General features: G+C 69.0%; 17 protein-coding genes. 8 read left to right on the forward strand and 9 right to left on the reverse strand.

What is annotated here, in order from left to right; translation table 11 throughout:
* Positions 1–634 precede the first annotated feature (634 nt).
* A complete protein-coding gene (locus tag KOR34_RS25945) occupies positions 635–1,417 on the reverse strand; it encodes a hypothetical protein (RefSeq protein WP_146569068.1) in 783 nt (260 codons plus the stop codon).
* Between the two features lie 185 nt (positions 1,418–1,602).
* Here KOR34_RS25945 and KOR34_RS25950 point away from each other — a divergent pair, with 185 nt between their 5' ends.
* The 4 genes from KOR34_RS25950 (at position 1,603) to KOR34_RS27360 (ending at position 4,183) form a co-directional block, all read left to right on the forward strand.
* The gene (locus KOR34_RS25950; RefSeq protein ID WP_146569069.1) at positions 1,603–1,875 is read left to right on the forward strand and encodes a ferredoxin family protein; all 273 of its coding nucleotides are present in this window, start codon (positions 1,603–1,605) and stop codon (positions 1,873–1,875) included.
* 51 nt (positions 1,876–1,926) lie between these two features.
* Entirely contained in the window at positions 1,927–2,379 is a 453-nt protein-coding gene (locus tag KOR34_RS25955; RefSeq protein ID WP_146569070.1) for a VOC family protein, read from the forward strand.
* A gap of 398 nt (positions 2,380–2,777) precedes the next feature.
* Positions 2,778–3,995 carry a hypothetical protein gene (locus KOR34_RS25960; protein ID WP_146569071.1) on the forward strand — a complete coding sequence of 406 codons (1,218 nt, stop codon included), beginning with the start codon at positions 2,778–2,780 and terminating at the stop codon, positions 3,993–3,995.
* 53 nt (positions 3,996–4,048) lie between these two features.
* On the forward strand, positions 4,049–4,183 hold the full coding sequence (locus KOR34_RS27360; RefSeq protein WP_261342706.1) for a hypothetical protein: 135 nt from the start codon (positions 4,049–4,051) through the stop codon (positions 4,181–4,183).
* A gap of 84 nt (positions 4,184–4,267) precedes the next feature.
* On the opposite strand, the gene KOR34_RS25965 is transcribed toward KOR34_RS27360, so the two are convergent.
* The 3 genes from KOR34_RS25965 to KOR34_RS25975 form a co-directional block, all read right to left on the reverse strand.
* Positions 4,268–6,022, reverse strand: a complete 1,755-nt coding sequence (locus tag KOR34_RS25965; protein ID WP_146569072.1) for a mechanosensitive ion channel family protein — start codon at positions 6,020–6,022, stop codon at positions 4,268–4,270.
* A 307-nt stretch (positions 6,023–6,329) separates the two neighbouring features.
* Positions 6,330–7,121, reverse strand: coding sequence for a heme-binding protein (locus tag KOR34_RS25970; RefSeq protein ID WP_146569073.1), 792 nt, complete (start codon positions 7,119–7,121; stop codon positions 6,330–6,332).
* Between the two features lie 155 nt (positions 7,122–7,276).
* A complete protein-coding gene (locus tag KOR34_RS25975) occupies positions 7,277–8,458 on the reverse strand; it encodes a transglutaminase-like domain-containing protein (protein WP_146569074.1) in 1,182 nt (393 codons plus the stop codon).
* A gap of 149 nt (positions 8,459–8,607) precedes the next feature.
* Between KOR34_RS25975 and KOR34_RS25980 the strand changes: the two genes are divergently transcribed.
* A complete protein-coding gene (locus KOR34_RS25980; protein WP_146569075.1) occupies positions 8,608–9,843 on the forward strand; it encodes a multidrug effflux MFS transporter in 1,236 nt (411 codons plus the stop codon).
* Between the two features lie 19 nt (positions 9,844–9,862).
* Here the strand turns inward: KOR34_RS25980 and KOR34_RS25985 are convergent, their stop codons facing one another.
* Positions 9,863–12,388 carry a prolyl oligopeptidase family serine peptidase gene (locus KOR34_RS25985; RefSeq protein ID WP_197531758.1) on the reverse strand — a complete coding sequence of 842 codons (2,526 nt, stop codon included), beginning with the start codon at positions 12,386–12,388 and terminating at the stop codon, positions 9,863–9,865.
* 237 nt (positions 12,389–12,625) lie between these two features.
* On the opposite strand from KOR34_RS25985, the gene KOR34_RS25990 reads away from it, so the two are divergent.
* On the forward strand, positions 12,626–13,390 hold the full coding sequence (locus tag KOR34_RS25990) for a CPBP family intramembrane glutamic endopeptidase (RefSeq protein ID WP_146569076.1): 765 nt from the start codon (positions 12,626–12,628) through the stop codon (positions 13,388–13,390).
* A gap of 29 nt (positions 13,391–13,419) precedes the next feature.
* Here the strand turns inward: KOR34_RS25990 and KOR34_RS25995 are convergent, their stop codons facing one another.
* The 4 genes from KOR34_RS25995 to KOR34_RS26010 all read right to left on the reverse strand — a co-directional run bounded on the left by KOR34_RS25995 (position 13,420) and on the right by KOR34_RS26010 (position 18,606).
* Positions 13,420–15,132, reverse strand: coding sequence for a sodium:solute symporter family protein (locus KOR34_RS25995; RefSeq protein WP_146569077.1), 1,713 nt, complete (start codon positions 15,130–15,132; stop codon positions 13,420–13,422).
* 142 nt (positions 15,133–15,274) lie between these two features.
* Entirely contained in the window at positions 15,275–16,249 is a 975-nt protein-coding gene (locus tag KOR34_RS26000; RefSeq protein ID WP_197531759.1) for a DUF6807 family protein, read from the reverse strand.
* 124 nt (positions 16,250–16,373) lie between these two features.
* Positions 16,374–17,666 (reverse strand): Gfo/Idh/MocA family oxidoreductase, encoded by a 1,293-nt coding sequence (locus tag KOR34_RS26005; protein WP_197531760.1) that lies wholly within the window; start codon positions 17,664–17,666, stop codon positions 16,374–16,376.
* Positions 17,667–17,712: 46 nt separating this feature from the next.
* Complete coding sequence (locus tag KOR34_RS26010) at positions 17,713–18,606, reverse strand: NAD(P)-dependent oxidoreductase (protein WP_146569079.1); 894 nt, start codon at positions 18,604–18,606, stop codon at positions 17,713–17,715.
* 215 nt (positions 18,607–18,821) lie between these two features.
* Between KOR34_RS26010 and KOR34_RS26015 the strand changes: the two genes are divergently transcribed.
* Both KOR34_RS26015 and KOR34_RS26020 read left to right on the forward strand, forming a co-directional pair.
* Positions 18,822–20,090 (forward strand): AraC family transcriptional regulator, encoded by a 1,269-nt coding sequence (locus KOR34_RS26015; protein WP_146569080.1) that lies wholly within the window; start codon positions 18,822–18,824, stop codon positions 20,088–20,090.
* Positions 20,091–20,246: 156 nt separating this feature from the next.
* Positions 20,247–22,775, forward strand: a complete 2,529-nt coding sequence (locus KOR34_RS26020; RefSeq protein ID WP_146569081.1) for a pectate lyase family protein — start codon at positions 20,247–20,249, stop codon at positions 22,773–22,775.
* Positions 22,776–23,043: the final 268 nt, after the last annotated feature.

Consider the following 23,043-nt stretch of genomic DNA (forward strand, 5'->3'; position numbering starts at 1 on the left):
CCACCCGCTACGGGCAACGCGCCCAGGCCGAGACCACCATCAGCATGCTCAAACGCCTCCTCGGGCCCCAGCTGCGAGCACGAAAAAAGCCCATGCAGCGACGCGAAGCCGCCCTCAAGACCCTCACTCTCAACCTCATGATCCTCTAAACATCTAGAAGCTTTCTACAGAGCTACAAAACTCGCCGCACACCGCCGCCCCGATTCCGCTAACTGCTTTAAAAACAGTCGGTTGCGCCGATCGCCCCCCAACCACACGGCAGGGTTTTGTCCGTTCACGCGCGCCGGAAACGGACAAAACGATCCGAGCTACGAGCCGCCGACCCGACCCCTAACCGGCATCACAACGCCGACAGAGCGGCCGCCAACCCCTCATTGGACCGCGCGGGGTGGCCGGTTTCTACAACATTCCCGATAGGAGCCGAACTAGGTGCTGCGACCCAGGGCGCCACTGCGGGCTCGCCCGCAGTGCGAGTAGTAATAAGCAACCGGCAGGTTCCCGCCCCAGTGTTTGCTCCCAACATCCCGGCTAACTATCCAGGCGAGGATGCCCGGCATGCCTCCTCACGGAAAACGGGTCCGGCGCCTAGACAACGGGCCGATCCGCACAATCATCAACTCCCACCCACCTGCGCCTACCGAGAGAACACCGGGTCCTGGGCCGGAAGGTTGTGGTCGCCGCGCAGGATCTCGCCGCCCAGCCGTTCGATCTGGAAGGCGCGGGCCCAGCGGTCGTTGGCTCGCAGGCCGTGCGCCGCCTGGGTCACCGCGTTGATCACGCCGTACATTGAGAAGTCGGCGGCCTCGTCGAAGGCGCGCTGGATCGAGTGCTGCTCGTCGTCGGTGATGAGCCCCTGGGCGTAGAGGTTGCACAGGAATTCGTACGGCGTCATGACGATCTGCTGCGTCGTGGCGCGGAAGCGGGCGGCGTCGACGTCGATCCCGTCGCCACAGAACGACCGGTCGACAACCTCCTTGATCTTCTCCCGCCAGGCGCCGGGCCTGTCGCCGCCGGCGGCGACACAGAACGACTGCCCCTCGTCGCACTCGAGCAGCATGCCGTTCCAGCAGGCCACGCGGAACACCCGGGCGCAGGCCAGCGTGTCGAACCGGCCGGCCTCCGAGTTCTGCAGGAAGAACCCGGCGTTCACCTCGTCCCCTTTTTCGAGACTCCGCCCCAGGTCGGTCGCTAGCACCGCGACGTGCAGGCTCCCCTCCTGCTCGTGGCAGTGATCCACCATGATCTTCCAGGGGAGGTCGCGGAGCACCTCGACAAGGTGGTCGAGCAACTCCAGATTGCTAATCGAGCCCGCGGAGACCGACCGCGCGCCCGACGCCAGGGCGGCGCGCAGATCGGGGCGGCCCGCGTAGTCGCGCTCGCGGGTGTAGGTCGGGAACGGGAGCAGCGCGTAGTCCATGGCTTTCGCCTCCTCCAGAGAATGGCGAGTGGTACGGACGGCTTCGCAAGCCGCGGAGTTGCTCGGCAAACCTGACCGCGATTATTCAGGCACGACGCAGCCGGGTCAATTCGTGGACGCTAGTCAGTCTAGAGCGAACCTTTCCCCGCCGGGTTCGCTCCCGTCTTGTCGAAAGGAGAACGCTCATGGCTTACGTGGTTACCCCGCCGTGCGACGGCTGCAAGTACACCGACTGCGTCGTGGTCTGCCCCTGCGACTGCTTCCGCGAGGGCGACCGGATGCTGTACATCGACCCGGAGTCGTGCGTCGACTGCGACGCCTGCCGCAGCGAGTGCCCGGTTGAGGCGATCTTCTACGAGGACGAGGTGCCCGACCAGTGGCGGTCGTCGATCGAGCTCAACGCGCAGCAGGCGGCCGTCTGCCCGCCGATCACCGAGAAGCAGGAACCGCTGGCCTGACGCCGCCCGGCGGCCGATACTCCTACTTCCCCTCCCCCGCGAGCCCGCCCGATGCCCACGCCGACCGGCTGCCAGTTTGTCCCCTACCTCAGCATCCGCGACGCGGGACCGGCCGTGGCGTTCTACGCCCGCGTGTTCGGCGTCGAGCCGAGCCTGCGGCTCGACATGCCGGACGGGCGGGTGATGCACTGCGAGTTCCGCGTGGGCGGCGGGCGGTTCTTTGTCAGCGAGGAGCTGCCCGAGCACGGAGGCCAGGCCAGCCCGGCGGCCCTGGGCGGGACCACCGTGGCCGTGCACCTGTACGTGAACGACTGCGACGCGGTGGTCCGTGCGATGGCCGACGCCGGCGCGACCGTGCTGGCCGACCAGTTCTGGGGCGAACGCTTCGCCCGCGTGCGCGACCCGTTTGGCCACGAGTGGGGCGTGGCGACCCAGCTGCAAGAGATGACGCCCGCGGAAATCGAGTCCTCGGCGGCGGCGCTGTTCGCCAAGATGGCCGAGTGACGGGACGCCAGGCAGAGCGGTTTTTCATCGCTAGGCCGCGGAGGAACCTCGCGGCCTAGCGTGCGAACGCGGCGCTGCCATGCTCGAAGGACTAGAGCGGCAGTATGCTTTCGATTAACTGGGACTCCCCGTGTGACGACGCGCGACGCATCGAGCAGAAGCTAGGCGAGCCGTAGCTTTTCGCCCGGCGCAATACCGCCTACCTTACCTAGCCGGCGTGCTCGGCGGCCGGACTGACCCCCCATCGCGCATCCTGGTCACGGGGCGTGCTGTGCATTCTTCCGAGGCACGGGAATAACCCGTGACGTTCTCGATTGGCGCACGAGTTGCCAAACGAGGTGACGAGGCACTCTGCCTGTTTATTCGCCTTGTTACTTCATCGAGCTGGAGGACGCCCCATGAACGAACACACACACGAAACCGTCCACGAAGTCGCGCGACCGGTCGCGTTGGCGCCGCGCATCTCCTGGGCCGCCGTCCTGGCCGGCGTGGTTATCACGCTGAGCCTGTGTTGGCTGCTGCACCTGCTCGGCTTAGCCCTAGGGGTCAGCATCGGCGACGCCTACGACTCCGCCACTATGGAGGGCGGACTGGATGACGCCGCCGCCATCTGGACGATCGTCAGCTGGTTGGTGGCGTTCTTTATCGGTTCGCTCGCCACTGCCCGTCTGGCCGGCTCGATCGACGACTTCGCGGGCATGCTCCACGGCCTGACGCTGTGGGGCGTTGCGACGCTCGCCGTGATCGTGACGACCTACTTTGGACTGTCGATGCTGATGAGCGCCGGCCAGCGGGCGTTGTCCGCTACCGCGGACGCGGCGGCAGCGACGTCTCAGACGATCGGCGCAGCGGCGGTTGGCGCCGGCGAAACAGTCCAGTCGGCCATGCAGACCGACGTCGCCCAGCGGGTGAAGGACCGGCTGGCGGACCAGGCGGTCGAGCTAGCCGCCAACAGCAGCGAGCGTCTGACCGAGGACGAGATCCGCAGTGCGGTCGAGGATCTTGATCAGCGCACGGTGCGCCGCCTGTCGCAGGACCTGATGGACGACGACGCCGAGGGCGCAGCCGAGCTGCTGGCCGGCGCGACCGAGCTGTCGCAGCAGGACGCCGAGGCGCTAGTCGACGGCTTGTACGAAGAGGTCGAGGAGCTGATCGGCGACCCGGAGAACGAGGCGCCGCTCCGCGAAGACTTGAAGAACCGCCTCGCTAATCAGGTTGCTCCCTACGCCGCGTCGCTCGACGCCCGAGGGGGCGCAGACGTGAGCCGGAGCGAGGTCCGCACCGCGATCCAGCAGCTCGACGCCAACGCCGCTCGGTCGATCTTCGTCAGCCTCTACAACGGCGAGCCCGAGGAGGCGCGTCAGGCCCTGGCCCGCAACACCACGCTGAGCGAGTCCGAAGTGGACGAGCTGTGGGACGGCGCCGCCGAGGACGTCGAGGCCGAGGTGGAAGAGTACCGCGAGGCGGCCCGCCAGACGGCTGAAACAATCGGCGACTATACGCAGGCGGTGCTGTGGGTCTCGTTCGCCGGCGCCGCGACGTCGCTGGGCATCGCCCTGCTGGGTGGTTGGCTCGGCGCCCACGCCGGCCGCGCCACCTACCCGGTGACGGCCTGATCAACGCCGGCCGACCTCCGTTCCCTGCACCTACAACCTACAAGGACACGATAATGCGTCTTGGACTAATCGGTACGGTGATCGTCATCTTGATTGTGGCGGCCCTAGTGCAAAATGTCGCGATCGGCGGCATCGGCGGCTTGCTGCTGCTGATCCTGCTGGTGCTGCTGCTGACGGGCCGCATCTAGCACCGCAAGCCGACGACACGTTACTAAGCAACGAGAGCCCGGGCGCGCCCGCCCGGGCTCTCGCCGTGTCTGCCCGCGCGGTGGTTATCCTTCCGCGGCCCCCACCACCTGCACGTCCAGCGGCCCCTGGGCGTCGTCCTGCTTCCAGAACGAGTGCCGCTGGGGCAGCGACAGCGGGATCGCCTCGACCTCGAGCCCGCGGAGGATGGCGAGGTTCAGCCGGTCGCCGAAGGCCTTGAACTCCCAGTAGTCGGGCGGCGAATACCAGTAGTTGAACTCGACGACGAAGCCCTCGGGGGTGAACTCGTCCAGGTAGACGCGCGGCGGGCGTTCGGGGTCCATGCCCTCGTGGTCGCGCAGCAGGTCGCGGACGATTACCACCGCCCGCTCGACCTTCTCGGCGCCGGAGTTGATCGGGATCATCAGCCGGCCGGTGCGGCGGATGTAGGGTCGGCGTTTGACGTTCTCGATGTCGGCGTTGGCGAGCTGGTCGTTGGGCGCCTTGACCTGGTGCCCCGAGAGCAGCTGGATGCAGGTGGACCGCAGGCCGATGTCCTCGACCACGCCGTCGTACCCCTTGAAGATGATGCGGTCGCCGACGCGGAACGGCTTGTCGGCCAGCAGGTTGAGCGTGCCGAATAGCGTGCGGAGCGTGTCCTGCGACCCGAGCGCGACCGCAACACCGCCGATGCCGGCGCTGGCCAGCAGCGTGGCCACCGGGATGCCCAGGTACTGCCCGCCCACCAGCCACAGGGTGACCGTGGCGAACAGGCTCGCCAGCCGCGACACGATGCGGATGAGCTGGGCGTTGAGCCCCGCGGAGTTGATGTACCGCGATGAGATCACGGTCGCCGCCAGGCGGTTGCTGAACCCAAAGATCACGACCGTGGCCGCCAGGATCGCCGTCAGGATCGCCGCGAAGTCGACCACGTACAGCGGCAGGCTCCGCAGCGTCAGGTAGTGGTGAGCAACGTAGCGGAGCGCCAGCGGCGACAGCGCCGCGGTGACCGGCAGCGCAAGGGTCAGCCAGTACCCCAGCAGGCTGCGCTCCGCCGCCCGCTGCGTCAGGCGGATCTGCAGCCGGTAGCACAGCACCATCACCGCCAGCGAGGCGGCCGTGGTGACCAGCAGCCCGATCCATTTCCAGTTGGCCAGCCCGAGCGTGCGCCCCACGCGGACGCCCTCCGGCAGGCGGTCGACCACCCTCGCCAGGAACTCGTTGCCCGGCGCCGACAGGTACCACCGGTAGAAGCCCTTGGAAACCGGCGGCCCGCTCGTGCGGTAGGGCCGGCCCTTGATCGCTTCGTAGTAGGGCTGCGCGAGCTCCACCGTGCCGGGCGTGAACAGGTACTCGTGCCGCCGCGGTCCGTCCTCGACCCGCGCGATCGTGATGCGGGTGTTGGGGATGCGGTAGTAGCTCAGCTGCTCCATGCCGCCGGCCTCGGCGATCTGCTCGGCGTCGGGGATCTCGTCCCAGGGCGGCAGCTCCGCGCGGTCGAGGATCTCCTTCAGGCACACCGCGACCTCGCCCGCTTTCTCCGCGCGGGCGTACGCCGGGATCTCGCTGTCGTCGATGCAGTCGAGCGCCATCTCGGCGACCGCCAGGTGGAGCGGGTCGCTGCGGTCGAAGCGTTTGTCGGTGCGGATCCGGCGGTCGAGCTCGTTGCAGGCGGTGATGAAGCTCTGCAGCGTGTCACGCGGGCTCGTGGTGTCGGCCACCAATGAGGTTGGGGATTCCTGCGCCGCGAGCGGCGGACCGATGGCGAGCACCCACACGGCAGCGACGAGACGCAGGTGCTTCACGCACCCGGCGCGTAGGCGGGACGGAGGTTCGGTCATCGGCAGAGCCCTGTGCCAGCGTTTCGCGGTCGCCCATCCCCCCAATTCTGTTTTCGGCCACCCGAGAGCCGAGGCTTGGCCAGGCAGGTAGGTTGTCGTGTCGCGCCGACCTGCACGGATGGCACGATCGCGCCGGAAGGTTGGGATAGCACGCTAAAGCAGGCGGGAACGCCGCGGAGATAGCGCTGCCAAGCGCAGTCGGGCAGGTCGTTGGACCGGCTGCCGCAAAGGGCTACTTCAGAACTAGAGGATCGGCTAGTCGCTGCCGGCGAGCGGGAGGCGCAGCGCCCGCAGCCGCCCGTGCGGGCTACTGCTTGTCGGCTAGCGGCATCTGGACCTCGAAGAACCGTTGGTCGCCGCGCACCATCGGGCTGTTGTAGCCCATCACCACCACCGGGCCGGCGGCTTCCAGTTCGTCGTGCCGCTTGATCCAGGCGGTCAGCTGCTCGTTGGCGGCGGCGATCGCCTCGGGCGAGGCGTCGCCACGGACGCCGATCGCCAGCACCCGCTGCGGCCGCGCGTCCTTCACCTCGACGCGGCCCTGTCGGCCGGCCTCGCCGATGCTGGGCGCGCCGTAGTAGAAGCTCATGTTCTGCTGACGCATGCGGCCGCCGTCGGCCTCGGCGAACTCCATGCGAACCGGGGTGGTCATCGCGATGCCGTTGGACGTGATGTGGTTGAACAGCGTGAAGAACTCGCCGGCCTGCGCGCGACGGAGCGCCGGGTACTCCTTCACCTCGATCACGCCGACCGGCGTGTACGTGGGGAACTTTTTGGGCAGAGCAGCCTCGCTGCGGGGCGTGAAGGCGAGCATCTCTCGCGCGGCCCGCACCGCGTCGGCGAGCTGCTGAGCATCGCCCGAATCGAGCGCCACGCGGAGCGCGGCACCCACCGGCATCGGCGGTGGGAGCAGCTCGACAACCCGGCGGGCGGCGGCCTGCTGGTCGGCGCCGGGCTGGCTCGCCGCGGTGAGAGCTTCGAGTGCTTCGCGGCTAGCGCCCTCCGGCGTGGGGAAGCCATCCGGCTCGTCGCCCCGCTCCGCCCCCAGAGTCAAGCCCGCCAGTGCAAGAGCTACGATCGAGCAACCGATTCGCCACATGCCCACCTCCACGGCCAACCTGAGCCGCGGACACCTGCGAAGGGCCCACGGTTCGATAACTGAATCCTCATCACGATGCTAGCGCGCAACACCCGGTTGCCAAGCCTCGGGGACCTAAGTACTGCGTTTCTGCGGAGCCGCCAATCGGTGCCGTGCTACTCGGGCGCAGATTGAACTGGGCTGTCCACCTTCCATCCACGCAGCGTGGCGGGGTCCTTGAACGGGTGCGGCGTGTCGCGGCTGGCGGCGTAGCGGTGGGCGGTCATCCAACCGTACTCGCGTTGTGACGCGTCGGCCGGGTCGGGCTCTGGGAGCGGCTCGCCGTCCGCTTCGGCGTAGAGCGTGCGAACCACGTTCACCCGGCGGCCGGCGGGGGGCGCCAGGTCGTAGTCGGCGCCACGCGTCATCAGCAGCCACGCCGACTCGCGGAAGCCGCTGTGCAGGCGGCCGCGGGCGGCCGCACCGAGAGACTCGCGATTGGATTCAGGGACCGACTTGTCGGACTCGATGCGGTCGATCAGCTTCTGGGTCTCCGAGACGTCGAAGCTCACCCAACCGTAGGGCGGCAGGAAGGCCTCCAGCTTGCAGTGCGATGGGGAGTTCTTCGGCACGAGCGCCAGCCCGTAGGTGACGCGCGTCGGGAACCTGAGCGCCCGCCCAAACGCCGAGCAGAGGCCGTGGTAGTCGCTGCAGTGCCCGGTGCGCTGCGTAATAGCGTGCCGCGAGCTGGCCTGCAGCGACGCCCGCGAGTGGTCGTACGTCAGGTTGGCGTCAACCCAGTCGATCGCGTTGAGCAGGTTACCGAAACCCGACTCGGCCGGCCGCGACACCTGCCGCACCACGCCCTCGATCTCGGGCGTAATGGCGACCGACTCATCGGTCCGCAAGTAGGGGGCAAAACTGCTGGGCCACTCATCGACCGAAGCCACGCGTCCCGCCTCGACTCCCCACTTCACCTCGCGGGTGACAACAGTCAACTGCCGGCGGATGATCTGCGCGCCCTGCGGGTGGTCGAACTCAAAGTAGGCGAAACGGTTGCCATACAGGGGTTCGCTGGCGTGGGTCGGCTCGACCTCTGCCGGGAAGGTGCTGAAGCGGTCGGAGACGACCTGCTGGATCGCGTCGCTCGGCGGCGTGGGGATCCAGACCCGCAGTTTCTCGGTGTGGTACGGCGCGGTCAGGACCGCGCGGAAGTCGATCTCGTAGGTGACCGGCTCACCGAACTGGCCCTCATAGGGTTGATGAGGCGTCAACTCCGTCGGCGCGACGGCGGAGCTCCGCGGCGCCAGCCCGTAACCGGCCAGTAGCACAACAGCGGCAAGCAGGGGGCGAGGCATGGGCGGCGAGTCCTGTCAGTTGGTGGGCGCGGCGGCGAGGCCCGGATCATTCTATCGAATCGGGACACCGGCTGCACTCAAGCGCAACATGGCCGAAACAAGTCATGCACAACCTCGACGGCCCGCGGGGCCATTGGTACGGTGGCCGGATGTCGACCGACACAGCTCCGCCAGCCGCCGCACCGGACCACGCCCGCCCGACAGCCGGGCTGGTGGTGCTGCTGGGTACGCTCACCGCGTTCTCGCCCCTGGCGATCGACATGTACCTGCCGGCGTTCCCGCAGATCCAACGCGACCTGGCCGCGCCCGACGGCACGATGGAGCTGACGCTCTCGCTGTTCCTAGCGGGGCTGGCGGTTGGCCAGTTCGTGATCGGCCCGCTGAGCGACCGCTACGGGCGGCGGGCGCCGCTGCTGGCGGGCTGCGTGGGGTTCGCGGTCGCGGCGGTGGGGTGCCTGCTGGCGCCCGCCGTGGGCTGGCTGATCGCGGCGCGGTTCGCGATGGGCTTCGCCGGCGCGGCGGGCCTAGTGATCTCCCGCGCGGTGGTGCGTGACCTGTTCGACGAAGCGGCTTCGGCCTCCGTGTACTCGCTGCTGATGATGGTGACGGGCGTCGCGCCGGTGGCGGCGCCGCTGGTCGGCGGCCAGCTGCTGACCTTCGCCCCGTGGCGGTCCGTGTTCTGGGTGCTGGCCGCGATCGGGCTGGCGTGCGCGGCGGCGGTCGCCGCGACGCTCGAAGAGTCCCTCCCGCGCGAGCGGCGGGCGCCTCGGCTGGCGGGCGTGCTCCGCCGCAGCGCCGGGCTGCTCGCCCACCCGACGTTCTTTGGCTACGCCGCGGCTATCGGCTTGTCGTCCGGCGCGTTGTTCGCCTATATCGCCGCCGCGCCCACCGTGTTCATGGACCGGTTCGGGCTCTCGCCCCAGGCGTTCAGCGGCTTCTTCGCCGGCAACGCGGTGGGGCTGATGGCGATGGCGCAGGTCAACCGCCGGCTGCTGCCGCGCTTCGGCCCGCACGCGTTGCTGATGTTCGGCGCGCGGGTGTCGGCCGCGGCGGGCGTGGGGCTGCTGATCGTCGCGGCGACCGGGCTGGGCGGGTTCTGGCTGTTCTACACGCTGCTGTTTGTGTGCGTGGCGATGCTGGGGCTGTTGTTCCCCAACGCGGTCGCCGCGGCGATGGCCCCGTTCGCGGGCCAGGCGGGGGCGGCTTCTGCCGTGCTCGGCCTGCTGCAGTACGCAGTCGGGGCATTGACCGGCGCCGCGGTCGGCCTGCTGCACAACGGCACCGCGGTGCCGATGGCCGCGGCCATCGCCGTTTGCGAGCTGGGCGTGTGGCGGGTGCTGAGCACGGCGGAAAGACGACGCGCAGCAGATCGCATCGCCGCGTGACCCGCCCTGTCCGCTACTCTTACCGCCGCGGCTCCAGGTCCCACAGGTGGCGGACGAAGAAGTCGCGCATCCGCCGCTGGCCGTACCGGCTGCCGCCGGCACCGTGGCCGCCGCCGGGGAACACGATCAGCTCATAATCCTTGTCGGCCTTGATCAGCGCGTCGACCACCTGCATCGTAGACGCGGGGTCGACGTTGCGGTCCAGCTCGCCGACGGTCAGCAGCAGGTGGCCCTGCATGCGGTGCGCCTGGGCGGCGTTGGAGGCCGCCTCGTAGTGGGGGCCCACCGGCCAGCCCATCCACTGCTCGTTCCACCAGATCTTGTCCATGCGGTTGTCGTGGCAGCCGCAGTCGGCGGCGGCCGCGTCGTAGAAGTCGCCGTGGAAGATCAGAGCGCCCATGGCGTTCTGCCCGCCGGCCGAGCCGCCGTAGATGCCGACGCGGTCGGCGTCCATCCACGGGTAGCGCTGGGCGGCCGCCTTGATCCACTTGACCCGGTCGGGGAAGCCGGCGTCGCCCAGGTTCTTCCAGCAGACGTCGTGGAAAGCCTTGCTGCGGTGCGACGTGCCCATGCCGTCGATCTGCACGAGGATGAACCCCAGCTCGGCCATCGCTTGCGCGCGGTGGTAGGGGGCGAACCGCTTGGGCACGTGCGCGGAATGGGGTCCGGCGTAGATCGCCTCAATGACGGGGTACTCTTTCTCGGGGTCGAAGTTGGTGGGGCGGTGGATGATGCCGTAGATGTCGGTCTGGCCGTCGCGGCCCTTGGCGGTGAACCTCAGCGGCGGCTGCCAGCCGGCGGCGAGCAGATCGGACCAGTCGGCGCGTTCCAGTTCGCAGACCAGCTTGCCGTCGTCGCTGCGGCGCAGCTCGGTGACCGGCGCCAAGTCAACGCGCGAGTAGCGGTCGAGGTAGTAGCGCCCGTCGGGCGAGTAGGTCAGGTCGTGCGTGCCGTCGCCCTCGGTCAGGCGGACCAGACCGGAGCCGTCGTAGTTGATGCGGAAGTGGTGGACGTGGTAGGGGTCCTGATCGGAGTCGTAGCCGCCGGCGTGGAACCAGACCTGGCGTTTCTCGTCGTCCACGCGGTCGACGCCGCGGACGGCCCATTCGCCGCTGGTGATCGGGCGGACCGAGCCCTGCTCGTCGACCAGGTACAGGTGGCACCAGCCGTCACGCTCGGACATCCAGAGCCACTCCGGCTTGTCCGCCACGCGGTGCAGGTAGAGCTTGCTGCTGTAGCAGAGGAAGGTCTCGGCCTGCTCGTCGATGAGGGGGGTGGCCTCGCCGCTCTCGGCTTCGATCGCCACGACCCGCAGCACCTGATGGCCCCGCTGGTTGTAGAGGAACGTGAACCGGCTGGAGTCCTCCTCCCACGCGAAGCGTTCGATGCTCCACGGGTTGTCGAACAGCTCGTCGGAGACCTCGACCTGCTCCTTGTCCTCGATGTGGAACAGGCAGGGCCGCGTCTTGGCCAGGCGGTCACCCGGCTTCACGTACTCGAAGGTGTGCAGCTTGGGCTGCAGCTGGTCGTCGGGCGTGGACTCGACGAACGAGATCTCTCGGTCCTGCCCCGGCTGCTCGCGGAGCACGATCAGCTTCGCCGAGTCGGGCGACCAGAAGAAGCGCGAACGGTAGGCGTCGTCAGGGGTTCCGTCATCGGTGAGCTGTCTCCGCTCGTCCGACTCCAGATCGATCAGCACGACGTTGTCGTCCTGGATCTCGGCCCGCCAGCGTCCGTCCGGCGAGGCCGCGCCGCGGTCGCGCTGGCCATCGCCCTGCCGGCCCCGGCCACGCCGGCGCCGGTCGCGGGGCTCCCACGAGCCGTCCACCACCGCGGCGCCGGGCGGCGACACCGCCTGGTACACGCCCACGGTTTCCCCATCGTCGTCCTCGGCCACCCAGACATGGCCGTCGTAGGTGTGCTGCACGTGCGACTTGCCGGGCTCGAGCGTGGCGTACTCGCGCCGCGACCCGGACGAGACCCACGCCAGGGTGATCGGCTTCTCGGTGCGGTTGATGAACGTGATTTGCGTCTCCTCACCGGTACCGCGTTCGGGGCGGATGCCGCCGAGCACACGGACGGTCGACTTCTCCGGCGCGTCGTCGGCGCTGGCCTCGGTCAGGTTGTAGGTTTCCAGGTCGCACCGCCAGCCCTTGCCGTCGAGGCTGAAGCCGAGCACGCCGTCCGCCGGGAAGTCGATGGTGCGGAACGGCAGCTGGTCGGCGTCGTGCCGCTGGCCGGTGCGGGCGAACAGCGCGGCGGCCAGGCGGTCCTGGTCGAAGGCGGGAGCGCGGCTGCCGGCCTCCGCGTCGACCAGGATGAACTGCGCGCGGTCGTCGCCCAGGTCGACGCGGTACCAGAACCGCGAGCCGCCCTCCAGCCAGTTGGGGCGCACGTCCATCCGGGTGACCTTGCCGCGGACCTTGCTGGCCAGCGCGTCGGCGCGGTCGTAGTCGGCCTGCGTGCCCTGGGCGTGGCAGGGGCGCGCGGTGGGGACGGCGGTTACGGCTGCGATCAGCAGCCACGCGGCGAGGGGACGGGGCATGCGGTCGGTTGGTGAGCGGTAAGGGGGGGACCAGCCGCCAGCGGCGGCGATGGGTTGCATTGTACTCAAAAACAAACCCCCGTGCCGCCTGGTCGCTAAAAAGCCCGCAGAGCACCTCCGAACCGGGTCCCAGGTCGAGAGGATCGCCCCGGGGGCTCGCGAGTTGGCGTGGGAGGATCCCCTCCCCTACACTGCAGCGGCGACGCTGCAGCCCCTATTCTGACACCAAGGATTTGTGTGGAGATAGAAGAGAGCGAGCCGGCGGACATTGTGCCCGCCGACCCCCTTGCGACCGTGGACGACGACCAGCCGGCGCCGCGGCGGGAGTACGACCTCCTCGCGCTGCTCGCGTTGGCGGTGCTGCCAGACATCGCCAACTGCTTCCTGTACTCCGACAGCGCTTGGGCCGGTGAGTACTCGGTCGTCGATTTCACGCTGCAGCTGATCGTGCGGAGCATCCAGGTCTCGGTTCCGCTACTGGTGATCATGCGGCTGATGCGCGTCGACTGGGCCGAGTACGGGTTCCGGCCGTACCGCCTGGCCCGCGACACCGCGGTGGCTTTCGGCTTGATTGTGCTGTCGTACTTCATGGCCGGCGTGGCGGCCGGGCTGCTGACCGCGCTGGGCTTCGACCTGCACGGCGTGGGCGAGGCCGTCGAACACGTCTCCTCAGAATCGACGAGTCCGCTGCTGGCGCTCACGCTGGTGCTGATCTCCAGCCTGGCGAACGGGTTCGCCGAAGAGTTGGCGATGCGCAGCTTCCTGATCACACGGCTGCGGTCGCTGGGCGTCCCAACCGAAGGTGCCGTGCTGGGGTCAAGCTGCCTGTTCGCGGCCTACCACGCCTACCAAGGAACCTACGGAATGGTCTCGGTGCTCGGCGTGGGGCTGGTGTTTGGCGCCTACTTCGCGTGGGCCCGCCGCCTGTGGCCCGTGGTGACCGCGCACTTCCTGATGGATGTCATCGCGATGGTCTACTACTTGGACCTGTCGGGGGGCTAAGCCCGCGCTCAGTCGTCTGCCTGCCCCCGCTACCGCACGATCCACAGGAAGCCGCCGATCAGCGCGGCAACCATCACCCAGCCGGCGGAGAAGCCGAGCCAGCTGGTAGCGGACGGCATCGGGACCTCCAGGCCGCCCCAGGTCAGCAGCATGCGGCGCTCGGCCGGCGCGACGCCCGGCGGCAGCGTGCAGGGCTCGGCGATCTCTTCGTCCGGCGTGACCGGCGTGCGGGTGAGGTCGTAGAACCGCTGCAGGCGCTCGGCCGGCGTCCGCGGGGTCACCAGGCTCACCGCCACGCACGCCGCCACGCCGGCGACCATGTAGGTCAGGATGACCCACGGGTCGTTGACCTGCAGCGCGTCGCCGCTGCCGCTGACCACGTGCCACTCGCGGGCGGCCTCGAACTGGGCCAGCCACTGGGCGGTCGCGCCCCGCGAGGCAGCGAACCAGCCGGCGATCGCGCCGAGCGTGCCGGCCCAAGCGCCCAGCGGAGTCGCGCCACGCCACAGCAGGCCGATCCAGAACGCGATGCCGATGGTCGGCGAGATCTTGAACCAGAAGTTCAGCGCCTCGACCACGTCGGGCGTCCAGAACGCGAACAGCACGCCGCAGGTCACCACCACCAGCGACGAGACGCGGCCCACCTGGATGTAGTGCCGCTCCGACCGCCGCGGCACGACCGGCTTGTAAACATTCTCCGTGAAGAGCGCGGCGGACGAGATCATGATCGCGTCGCACGAGCTCATGATCGACGCCAGCAGGCACGCCAGGAACACCCCCAGCAGCCCCGGCAGCACGTCGGGCAGGAACTCGCGGGCGATGTTGCCGTACAGGTGGTCGGGCGTGACGTCCGTCAGCGTGACGCCCGACTGCAGGTACCAGGCCACCGCGCCCAGCGCGGTCAGGCTCCAGGCGGCCGTGCAGACCCGCTTGAGGATGTTGCCGCACATGAACCCGACGCGGCCGTCCAGCTCGGTGCGGCCGGCGCCGCACACGCCCATGATGAACGGGTACGCCACGATGCCCACCAGCGCCTGCAGCGAGAACATCACGACGAAGAACGCGTCGATCTTGCCCGGCACCACCAGGCTGAGCATCTGCGGGTTGTGCGCGGCGATGGTCGCCTTGACGCCCTCCAGGCCGCCGGTGGCTTGCAGCACGAACGGCAGCAGCAGGAACGAGAACAGCACGGTCATCAGGCCCTGCACAAAGTCGGTGACGATCGCCGCCCCCAGCCCGCCCGCCATGCCGTAGGTGACGAACAGCGCGGTCACAACCATGATCGCCAGTGTAGCGCTGACCGCGCCGCCGGTGCACGCGTCGACCATCGCGCCAACGCCCTCCAGCAGCAGGCCGATCTTCGCCATCAGGCTCGCCACTCCCACCACAGCGAACAGCACGCCGACGCTGCGGTCGTAGCGCAGCTCGTACACGTCGGCGGTAGTGATCGCCCGCAGCCGGCGCATGACCGGGGCGATCAGCCAGTAGAACGGCGTGGCCGGCAGCCAGAGCCACTGCCACCAGATGGCCGACAGGCCGTTGGTGAGCGTCTTCGACGCGACCGTCACGGCCTGGTCGCTCGAAGTGCCGGTGCCGAACGCGAAGGTGACCATCATCGCCTTGCCGAACCGGCGGGGCATGAAGAAGTCGCCCGAACTCTTCACCCGCCGCGCGGTCCACGCGCCCAGCGCAGTGATGCCGATCAGGTACAGCGGCAGAACGGCCCAATCAATCGGCTGCATCGTGCGAGAGGTCTACTGTCTGCGTTCGGGATGAGTTGTTGAACGGCGGAGGAACCACGAAGCCATCCAGTCATCGAGTCCAATGCTGATCGCGCGGGACGAGGCGGCGCTGCGAGCTAGTCTTTCGTGACTTGGTGTTCCATCACTGCGTCGTCGTAGCGGCGAGAAGCTCGAGGTAGTGTTGGTAGGCGTCGTTGATCTTGTCCGACGTGAGCTCCGCGCCCGCGTACAGCAGCACGCCGTAGCGGAGCCGCAGGCTCTCGCCCGGCTTCACCTCGGTGCGGGAGGCGGGGCCCAGCTTGAACGCCGCCGTGGAAAACGCGTTGGCGCAGATGTAGCCGTAGTCCCGCGCGTGGAAGTAGGTCGGCCGGAAGTTGGACGGCGGGCAGAAGAGGGTCACGCCGGCCGGCTGGCCGTCCTGCACGCCGGAGTAGTCGACCCAGTCGGCGGTCTGGCCCCACACCTCCGCGGCGTTGACGCGCCCCTTGGCGTCGAGGATGCGGCCCGTGCCGTCGGGCAGCCCGCCACCGGATTCGACGCGGAGCGGGGTCGCCATGCGAATGCCCAGGCCCATCTCCTCCTGGTCGCCAAACGAGAACGGCCGATCGCCGTAGAAGGTGCTGTCCCACGTCAGCAGGTAGCCCCACGGCGTGGCGTGCAGCTCGTACCGGCAGCGTTCGCTGCACAAGGGCTCGCCGCCAGCGGGGTTCGCGTAGCGGTTCTCGACGGCCAGCGACGCCACCCCGCCGTCGACGGTCGGAGGCTGCAGCATCCGCGCGTGCTGGACCGGCGCCTTCAGCCGCCAGTTGTCCGCGCCGCTCAGCTCGCCGAACGCCAGCCACAGGCCGGGGTGGTACTCGGGGTGGTCCGCCTTGTCCTGCCCGGCAATCGGCGGGTGGTTGCGCGACACCCGCACCCCGCCGGGACCGAACAGGTCGCAGAAGTACGGGCGGCTGATCTGCTCGTCCTGATAGACGTAGGTGATGACCGGCTCGCCGCCGGCGGTCAGCGCCACGCGGCCGGGCGATTCTGCAACGGCCAACTCAACCTGCTCGCCAGCCCCGCACACGCCGTGCGAACCGGCCAGCGCCGCAACAACCAACAGGCTCCGAAACACCAATCGCCCCGTAGCCTCCGGCTCCGCCGGGGGATGAATTCCCGCGCATCGATCGCCCGCAGGCAATCCCCCGGCAGAGCCGGGGGCTACGGGCGAATCTTGGGGCGATCGGTAAATAGGGCTGCTAGGCATCGCCGTGCTCCATGTCCTGCGGCACGCCCCAGTGGCCGCCCTCGCGGTACGTACGGCCCAGCAGCGCGGCGGCATGGGGATTGTCGATCACGCGCTGCTCGTCGGGGTCGAACTTCAGTCCCCCGCCCGTCTGCAGCGCGATGTTAGCCAGGTGGATCAGGCCGATGCTGCGGTGGGCTTCGATAAGCGGGGCGTTGAGCTTGGCGTCGCCGCGGATGGCGTCCACGAAATTCGCTACGTGCGCGTAGCTGTCCTCCTTGCCGGGGCGTTTCTCCAGCACCACCTCGTTCTTGGGGCCCAGCACGCGGAGCTTGCCCCGCTTGCTCAGGAACATCTGCCCGGCGGTGCCGTAGTACTCGACGCCGGAGTCGCAGTTCATCGGGTAGTTGCGGCTCCACAGCCGCATCTCGAACAACAGCTGGCGTTTCTTGCCGTCGGGCAGGTCGAACTCGAACCCGCAGTTGGCCGTGTCGGGGAACTGCTGGTCGTCGTCGTAGAAGTACTTGCCGCCCAGCGCGGTCACTCGGTTGGGCAGCGCGTCAACGCCCAGGCCCCAGCGGGCGTAGTCGACCTCGTGGGCGCCGTCGTTGCCGATGTCGCCGGTGCCGAAGTTGCGCCACCAGTGCCAGTCGGAATGGAACCGGTTCTCCTGGTACGGCATCCACTCCGCGGGGCCGACCCAGGCGTCGTAGTCGACGGTGGCCGGCGGCTGGGAAGGCTTGTGCTTGCCGATCGAGCCCCGGTGCTGGATGTTCCACGCCTTGGCGACCAGCACGTCGCCGATGGCGCCGTCGTGCAGCATGGCGATCGCCTCGCGGGTGAACGGCCGCGAGCGCTGCTGCGTGCCGTGCTGCACCTGCACGCCGGCCCGCTCGGCGGCCGCCATCAGCAGCTGGGTCTCACGGAAGTTGTGGCTGACCGGCTTCTCGACGTACACGTGCTTGCCCGCCGCGCACGCCAGGATCGCCGCCGGCGCGTGCCAGTGGTCCGGTGCGGCGATCACGACCGCGTCGATGTCCGGCCGGTCGAACAGCCGCCGCATGTCCGACACGGCGTCCGCCTCGCCGACGCCGGCCGACGCCGCGGCCGTAGCCAGGCGTTCGCTGTCGGGGTCGCACACCGCCACAACGTGCTGCAGGAACGACCGCCCGCGCACGCCGCAGCCGACCAGCCCAATCCGCACTTGGTCGTTGGCGCCCGCTGCCCGGGCGGGGCCGGCTAGCGTCATCCCGGCGGCCGCGGCGGTCGTGAGTTTGAGGAAGTCGCGGCGGCTGGTGTGGTTCACGGCTGGGCGCCTGAGGGTTGGGTGTCTTGAACGGCCTGCGGGCGGGCTACCGCGCTGCGGCCTCGGGTTGTTGCGCGGCGTGCTCGATCGCGCGGATGATGACGCTGTTGTCTTGTTCGCTCATGCCGAGCCGCTCGCCGAGCTCGAGCAGCTCGAGGTGCTTCGCCGTGAGCGGCAGCCGCAGGCCCTGCTGGGCCGCCTGCTCGGCGATGATCCGTACGTCCTTGGCGTGCTGGGTGAGCTTGGCCTGGGTCGAGAACTCGCCGTCGACCATCTTGGCGCCCTTGGTGTCCATGACCCCCGAGTACGCGTTGCCCTGCCGGAGCACCTCCAGCGCGGTCTTGGGCTCGAGCCCCAGCCGCTCGGCAAACACGAGCCCCTCGGCCAGCACGGCCCGGTTGAGGCCCAGGATCAGGTTGTTCACCAGCTTCATCTTGGCCGCCGCGCCCCACCCGCCAACGTAGTGCGCCTGGGCGGTGATCGCTTCGAACAGGTCGGCCGACGCGTCGAACGCCGCCCGCGGCCCGGCGACCAGCGCCATCGCCTGGCCCTGCCGCGTCTGCTCGCTGGAGGCGGCGATCGGCGACTCCAGGTAGTCCACGCCGCGGCCGGCCAGCCTTGCGCCGAGTGCGGCGGTCTGGTCAGGATCGCCGGTGGTGCAGTCGACCAGCGTGGTCCCCGGCTGCAACCCGGCGTCCATCTGCCGCAGCACCTGCTCAACGACGTCCGTCGTGTAGAGGCAGACCACCGCGCGGCGACAATCCGCCAACGGATTATCCGACCAGACGGCGCCGCGATCGATCAGCGGCTCGGCCTTGTCGCGCGACCGGTTCCAGACGTGCACCTCGTGCCCGGCGGACAGCAGCCGCTCGGCCAACGCGGCGCCGAGCAGGCCCAGACCGATCATGCCAACGGGTTGTACGCCGCTTGCCGGCTGCATGCACGAGACTCGCTATCGAGAAGGGAGCAACAGAACCCGTTCAGCTTACCAGCCTCACCACCCGCCAGCACGGGCGGGCGGTGGGCTGTCGCAAAAGGGGGCTTGTTGCCAGCGGCGAAGAGTAACGTCCGAGTCCGCCCTTTATTCAGACAACAACGCGTTTCGGAATTGCAGTGACCCGCGAACTACGCCAAAGATAGCCCTCCAGCAGACCCATGAGCAACTCATCTCCCTCGACCCCGCTCACGATTGACGACCGGTCAGCTCCGGCCGCCCATCCGACGCGCGTGGAGTCCAACCAACCCGGAACAGCCAGTCGAGCAGACGTGCCGCGTTTCCAGCAAATCGCCCTCGCCTTCCCCCGTGGCGCCCACCAAGAACACTTCATCGAAGGGGTGACGCGGTACGCCTCGGAGAAGGGGCTGTGCTGGTCCTTCACGGTGGCGCCGGAGTCGCTGGCGTTGTCGGTGCTCGACCTGGTCGAGTGGCCCGGCGACGGCGTGCTGGCGGCGATCAACACCCCAGTCGAGGCCGCCTGCGCCGCCGAGATGTCCATCCCGGTGGTGAACATCTCCAGCACGCTCGCCGAGTCGCCGGTGCCGCGGGCGATGGTCGACAACCTGGCGATCGGCAAGCTGGCGGCCGAACACCTGCTGAGCCGCGGCTTCACCAACTTCGCGTTCTACGGCCTGTCCGACGTGGAGTACTCGCGGCAGCGGTGGATCGGCTTCAGCGAGCGGCTCGCCCAGAACGACGCCACCTGCGAGCGGCACCTGTCGACCCCGACGTTCGGTTTCCGCGGCACCGTCTGGCTGGAGCAGCACCAGCAGATCTCAACCTGGCTGCAGCAGCTCCCGACCCCCTGCGGCGTGTTCGCAGTGTCCGACTATCGGGCCCGGCACGTGCTGGACGCGTGCCGCCAGTACGGCCTGTCGACGCCCGACCAGATCGCCGTGCTGGGCGTCGACAACGAGCAGGTGATCTGCGAGCACGTCCACCCGACGCTGTCGAGCGTCTCGCGGAACGACCAGCTGGAGGGCTACCGCGCGGCGGAGATGCTCGACCGGCTGCTGAGGGGCGAGGAGCTCTCCGACCGCGACGCCTTCGTGCCGCCGCTGGAGGTCGTGGAGCGCGACTCCACCGCCACCTTCGCCGTGACCGACGAGCGGCTCCGCCGGGCGCTCTCCTACCTGCACGACTACATCGCCGACCCGATCACCGTGGACGAGCTGGCCCGCCAGTCGGAGGTCTCGCGCCGGTGGCTGGAGTACGCCTTCCGCGACGTCCTCGGCGAGACGCCCTACCAGTACCTCCGCCGCCAGCGGCTGCTGCTCGCCAAGCACCTGCTGAAGGAAGACCCCAAGCAGAGCATCAGCCGCATCGCGCAGCGGGCCGGGTTCTCGTCGGTCAAGCAGATGCGCGTCGCGTTCCAACGCGAGTTCGGCGTCACGCCCGGGCACTTCCGCCAGGTGATGAACCAGTAGCGCCGCCGGAGGCGGCGCTTGCCGTTTGCAATCGCTCCGCCGATGGCCGCATCCTCAAGCCAGTCGCGTGCGTGCCGCCCGGCCCGCAGTTAACCTGAAAGCTGCGCGGCTCATCCCCTTCGCTGCCCTTCCCCCCTTGCACGCCCCCCGCGACGAATGCCCCCCCACCCGCTCCGCTGGCTCGCCTGCCTGCCGCTGCTCGTTCTGCCCGCCGCCGCCCAGCCGCTGCCCACGTTCCCGGGCGCCGACGGCGCGGGATCGGTCGCGACCGGCGGACGCGGCGGCCTGGTGTACCACGTCACAAAGGTGGACCAGAACTTCAGCGACTCCGGCCCCGGCACGCTCCGCTACGGGCTGAGCGACAGCAACTTCGGCGGCGCGGCGCGGACCATCGTGTTCGACGTCGCGGGGACGTTCTGGCTCGGGCGGTACGGCGCCGAGCGCGGCCACGACAACGGCTGGGACACCCAGTCGCGGCTCAACCTGGGCAGCAACGTCACGATCGCTGGCCAGACGGCGCCGGGGCCCGTGATGATCATGGGCGGCGTGATAAAGGCCAACGGCCAGAACACCGTGCTGCGGAACGTCACTATCGCCCCCGGCTACGGCATGCGGAACTTCGCCAAGCCGGAGGACGGCGTCGAGCCCACGCCGGGCGACTTCCCGGACGCCTACGTGTACGACGCGCTGGACATCAGCGGCCAGCAGGTGATGATCGACCACGTCACCACGCTCTACGCCACCGACGAGACGGTCTCCGTCAACGAACTGGCGGACGAGCTCACCGTTCAGTACAGCAGCATCTCGCAGGGGCAGAACTACCCGCAGGCCGACGCCGAGGGGGGCGGCAACTTCACCGGGCACGGCCTGGGGTCGCTGATCCAGCCCGGCTCCGGCGCCAATGTCAGCTTCCACCACAACCTGTACGCGCACCAGAAGGGCCGCCTGCCGCGCGTCGGCACCGAGACCGGCGACCTCACCGACCCCTCGGTCGGCGGCTACAACGACTTCCGCAATAACGTCTTCTACAACTGGTTCGGCACGGCCGGCCAGGGCGCCGGGGGCCAGCCCAGCCAGAACAACTTCATCGGCAACTTCTACCTCGCCGGCCCCGGCGGCGACGACCCCATCGGCGGCTCCAACCCGGGCATCACCCAGCGGAGCGGCGGCACGGGCGTGTTCAGCGGAAGTTCCAGCACCAAGGTCTTCTTCGACGACAACCTCAAGGACACCAACAAGGACGGCGACGCCAACGACACCTCCACCGCGACCTTCTCGGGCTCGATCCAGCGGGGCGCGTTCACCCAAACGCCCTACCACGGCGTAACCGACAGCGCCGCCGACGCGTACAACCGCGTGCTCGACTACGCCGGCGCCACGTGGTGGGACCGCACGTTCGTGGACCAGCGGCTCTTCAACGAGACCCGCACCGGCACGGGCAAGATCCTCGCCTGGGCCGACGACCCCTTCAACGACGACCCCAACGAGGGCGTCGAGTGGCGACAGATGCTCGCCCTGCGGGCCGACCCGTCGACCGGCGCGGCGCCGTTCCAGCACAGCCCGGGCTGGGACGACGACCAGGACGGCATGCCCAACTTCTGGGAAGAGGTCCACGGCCTGCCGACCGGCGTGGCGAACAACAACGCCGACTTCGACGCCGACGGCTACACCGACCTCGAAGAGTACCTGAACGACGTGGCCGCCTGGCCCGCGACAGCGCCGCTGGTGTTCACTGGCGCGAGCAGCAACCGCTACGCGCTCACGCAAAACTGGGATATTCCCTGGCAGCCGTCCCGCTTCGACCAGGTGCGCGTCGAGAGTGGCGCCGCCCTGGTCGACGCGGTCGGGCAGCACGCGGGCGGCGTGTTCGTCGGCGATCAGGCAGAACTCCGGGTCGAAGGCGGCTGGCTGATGGTCGAGGCAACCGGCGTCAGCAACGGGCTGATCGAGCTCGGCGAGTCCCCAACCGACGCCGCGAGCCTGAGCGTCAGCGGCGGAGAGCTGTACGCCCAGCGGATCGAGAAGGCCCCCGGCGGAATGCTGCAACTCACCGGCGGCAAGCTCCACGCCGACGAGGTGGGTTTCGGCTTCACCGTCGAGGGCGGCGCTGTCGCGCCCGGGTGGTCGATCGGCCAGACCACCGTCGAGGGCGACCTCACATTCGCCAGCGGGTCGCTCGAGGTGGAGCTTGATGGCGAGTCCGCCGACCTGCTCAGCGTGCTCGGCGACCTCAACCTGGGCGGCGTCGCGACGCTCGACGTTGTGACGCTTGGAGGGTCGTCCGCCGGCCCGCTGCTGATCGCCGAGTACACCGGCGCGCTCAGCGGCGCTTTCGCCGCCGTAACCGACGGGTACCGCGTCAGCTACGCCACGCCGGGCCAGATCCTGCTGCTCATCGGCGACGGCCCCGCCCTGCCGGGCGACTTCAACGGCGACGGACTGGTCGACGCCGCCGACTACACGCTCTGGAGGGACAACCTGGGCGGCGCGTTCGACCTGGCCGGCAACGGCGACGAGTCCGGCGCCAGTCAGGGCCTGGTGGACCAGCAAGACTACTTACTATGGCGGGCCAACTTCGGCGCCTCGTCCGCCGCGCCAGGCGCCGCCCCGGCGCCGGAGCCAGCCGCCATGGTGCTGCTCCTCGCCGCATCAGGTTTGCTCGGCGCTGGTCGCCGCCGCGGCTAGTCATCTACAGCGGGCGACCGCTTCTCTCTCCTCTTTGAGCTGCCCAATCACGCCAAACCTCGTGCGTGTGACCGGCGTTTGCCGCAACTCTAAATGCCAGTTGCAAAACATGGATTGCGGCGCCCGTGAAGTGCATTTTTGCGCACACCTTTCTTCACTTTTTCTACATCTGCTTTTAACTCTGGCTTCACCTACCCGCAGATCGATGCCGCTATCCTCTGGGCCTTAGGAACGCGAGGAGGCGCCCAAGGTCTGATTCCTTGCGCCT

The sequence above is a fragment of the Posidoniimonas corsicana genome, from assembly GCF_007859765.1.
GTDB classification, from domain to species: Bacteria; Planctomycetota; Planctomycetia; order Pirellulales; family Lacipirellulaceae; genus Posidoniimonas; species Posidoniimonas corsicana.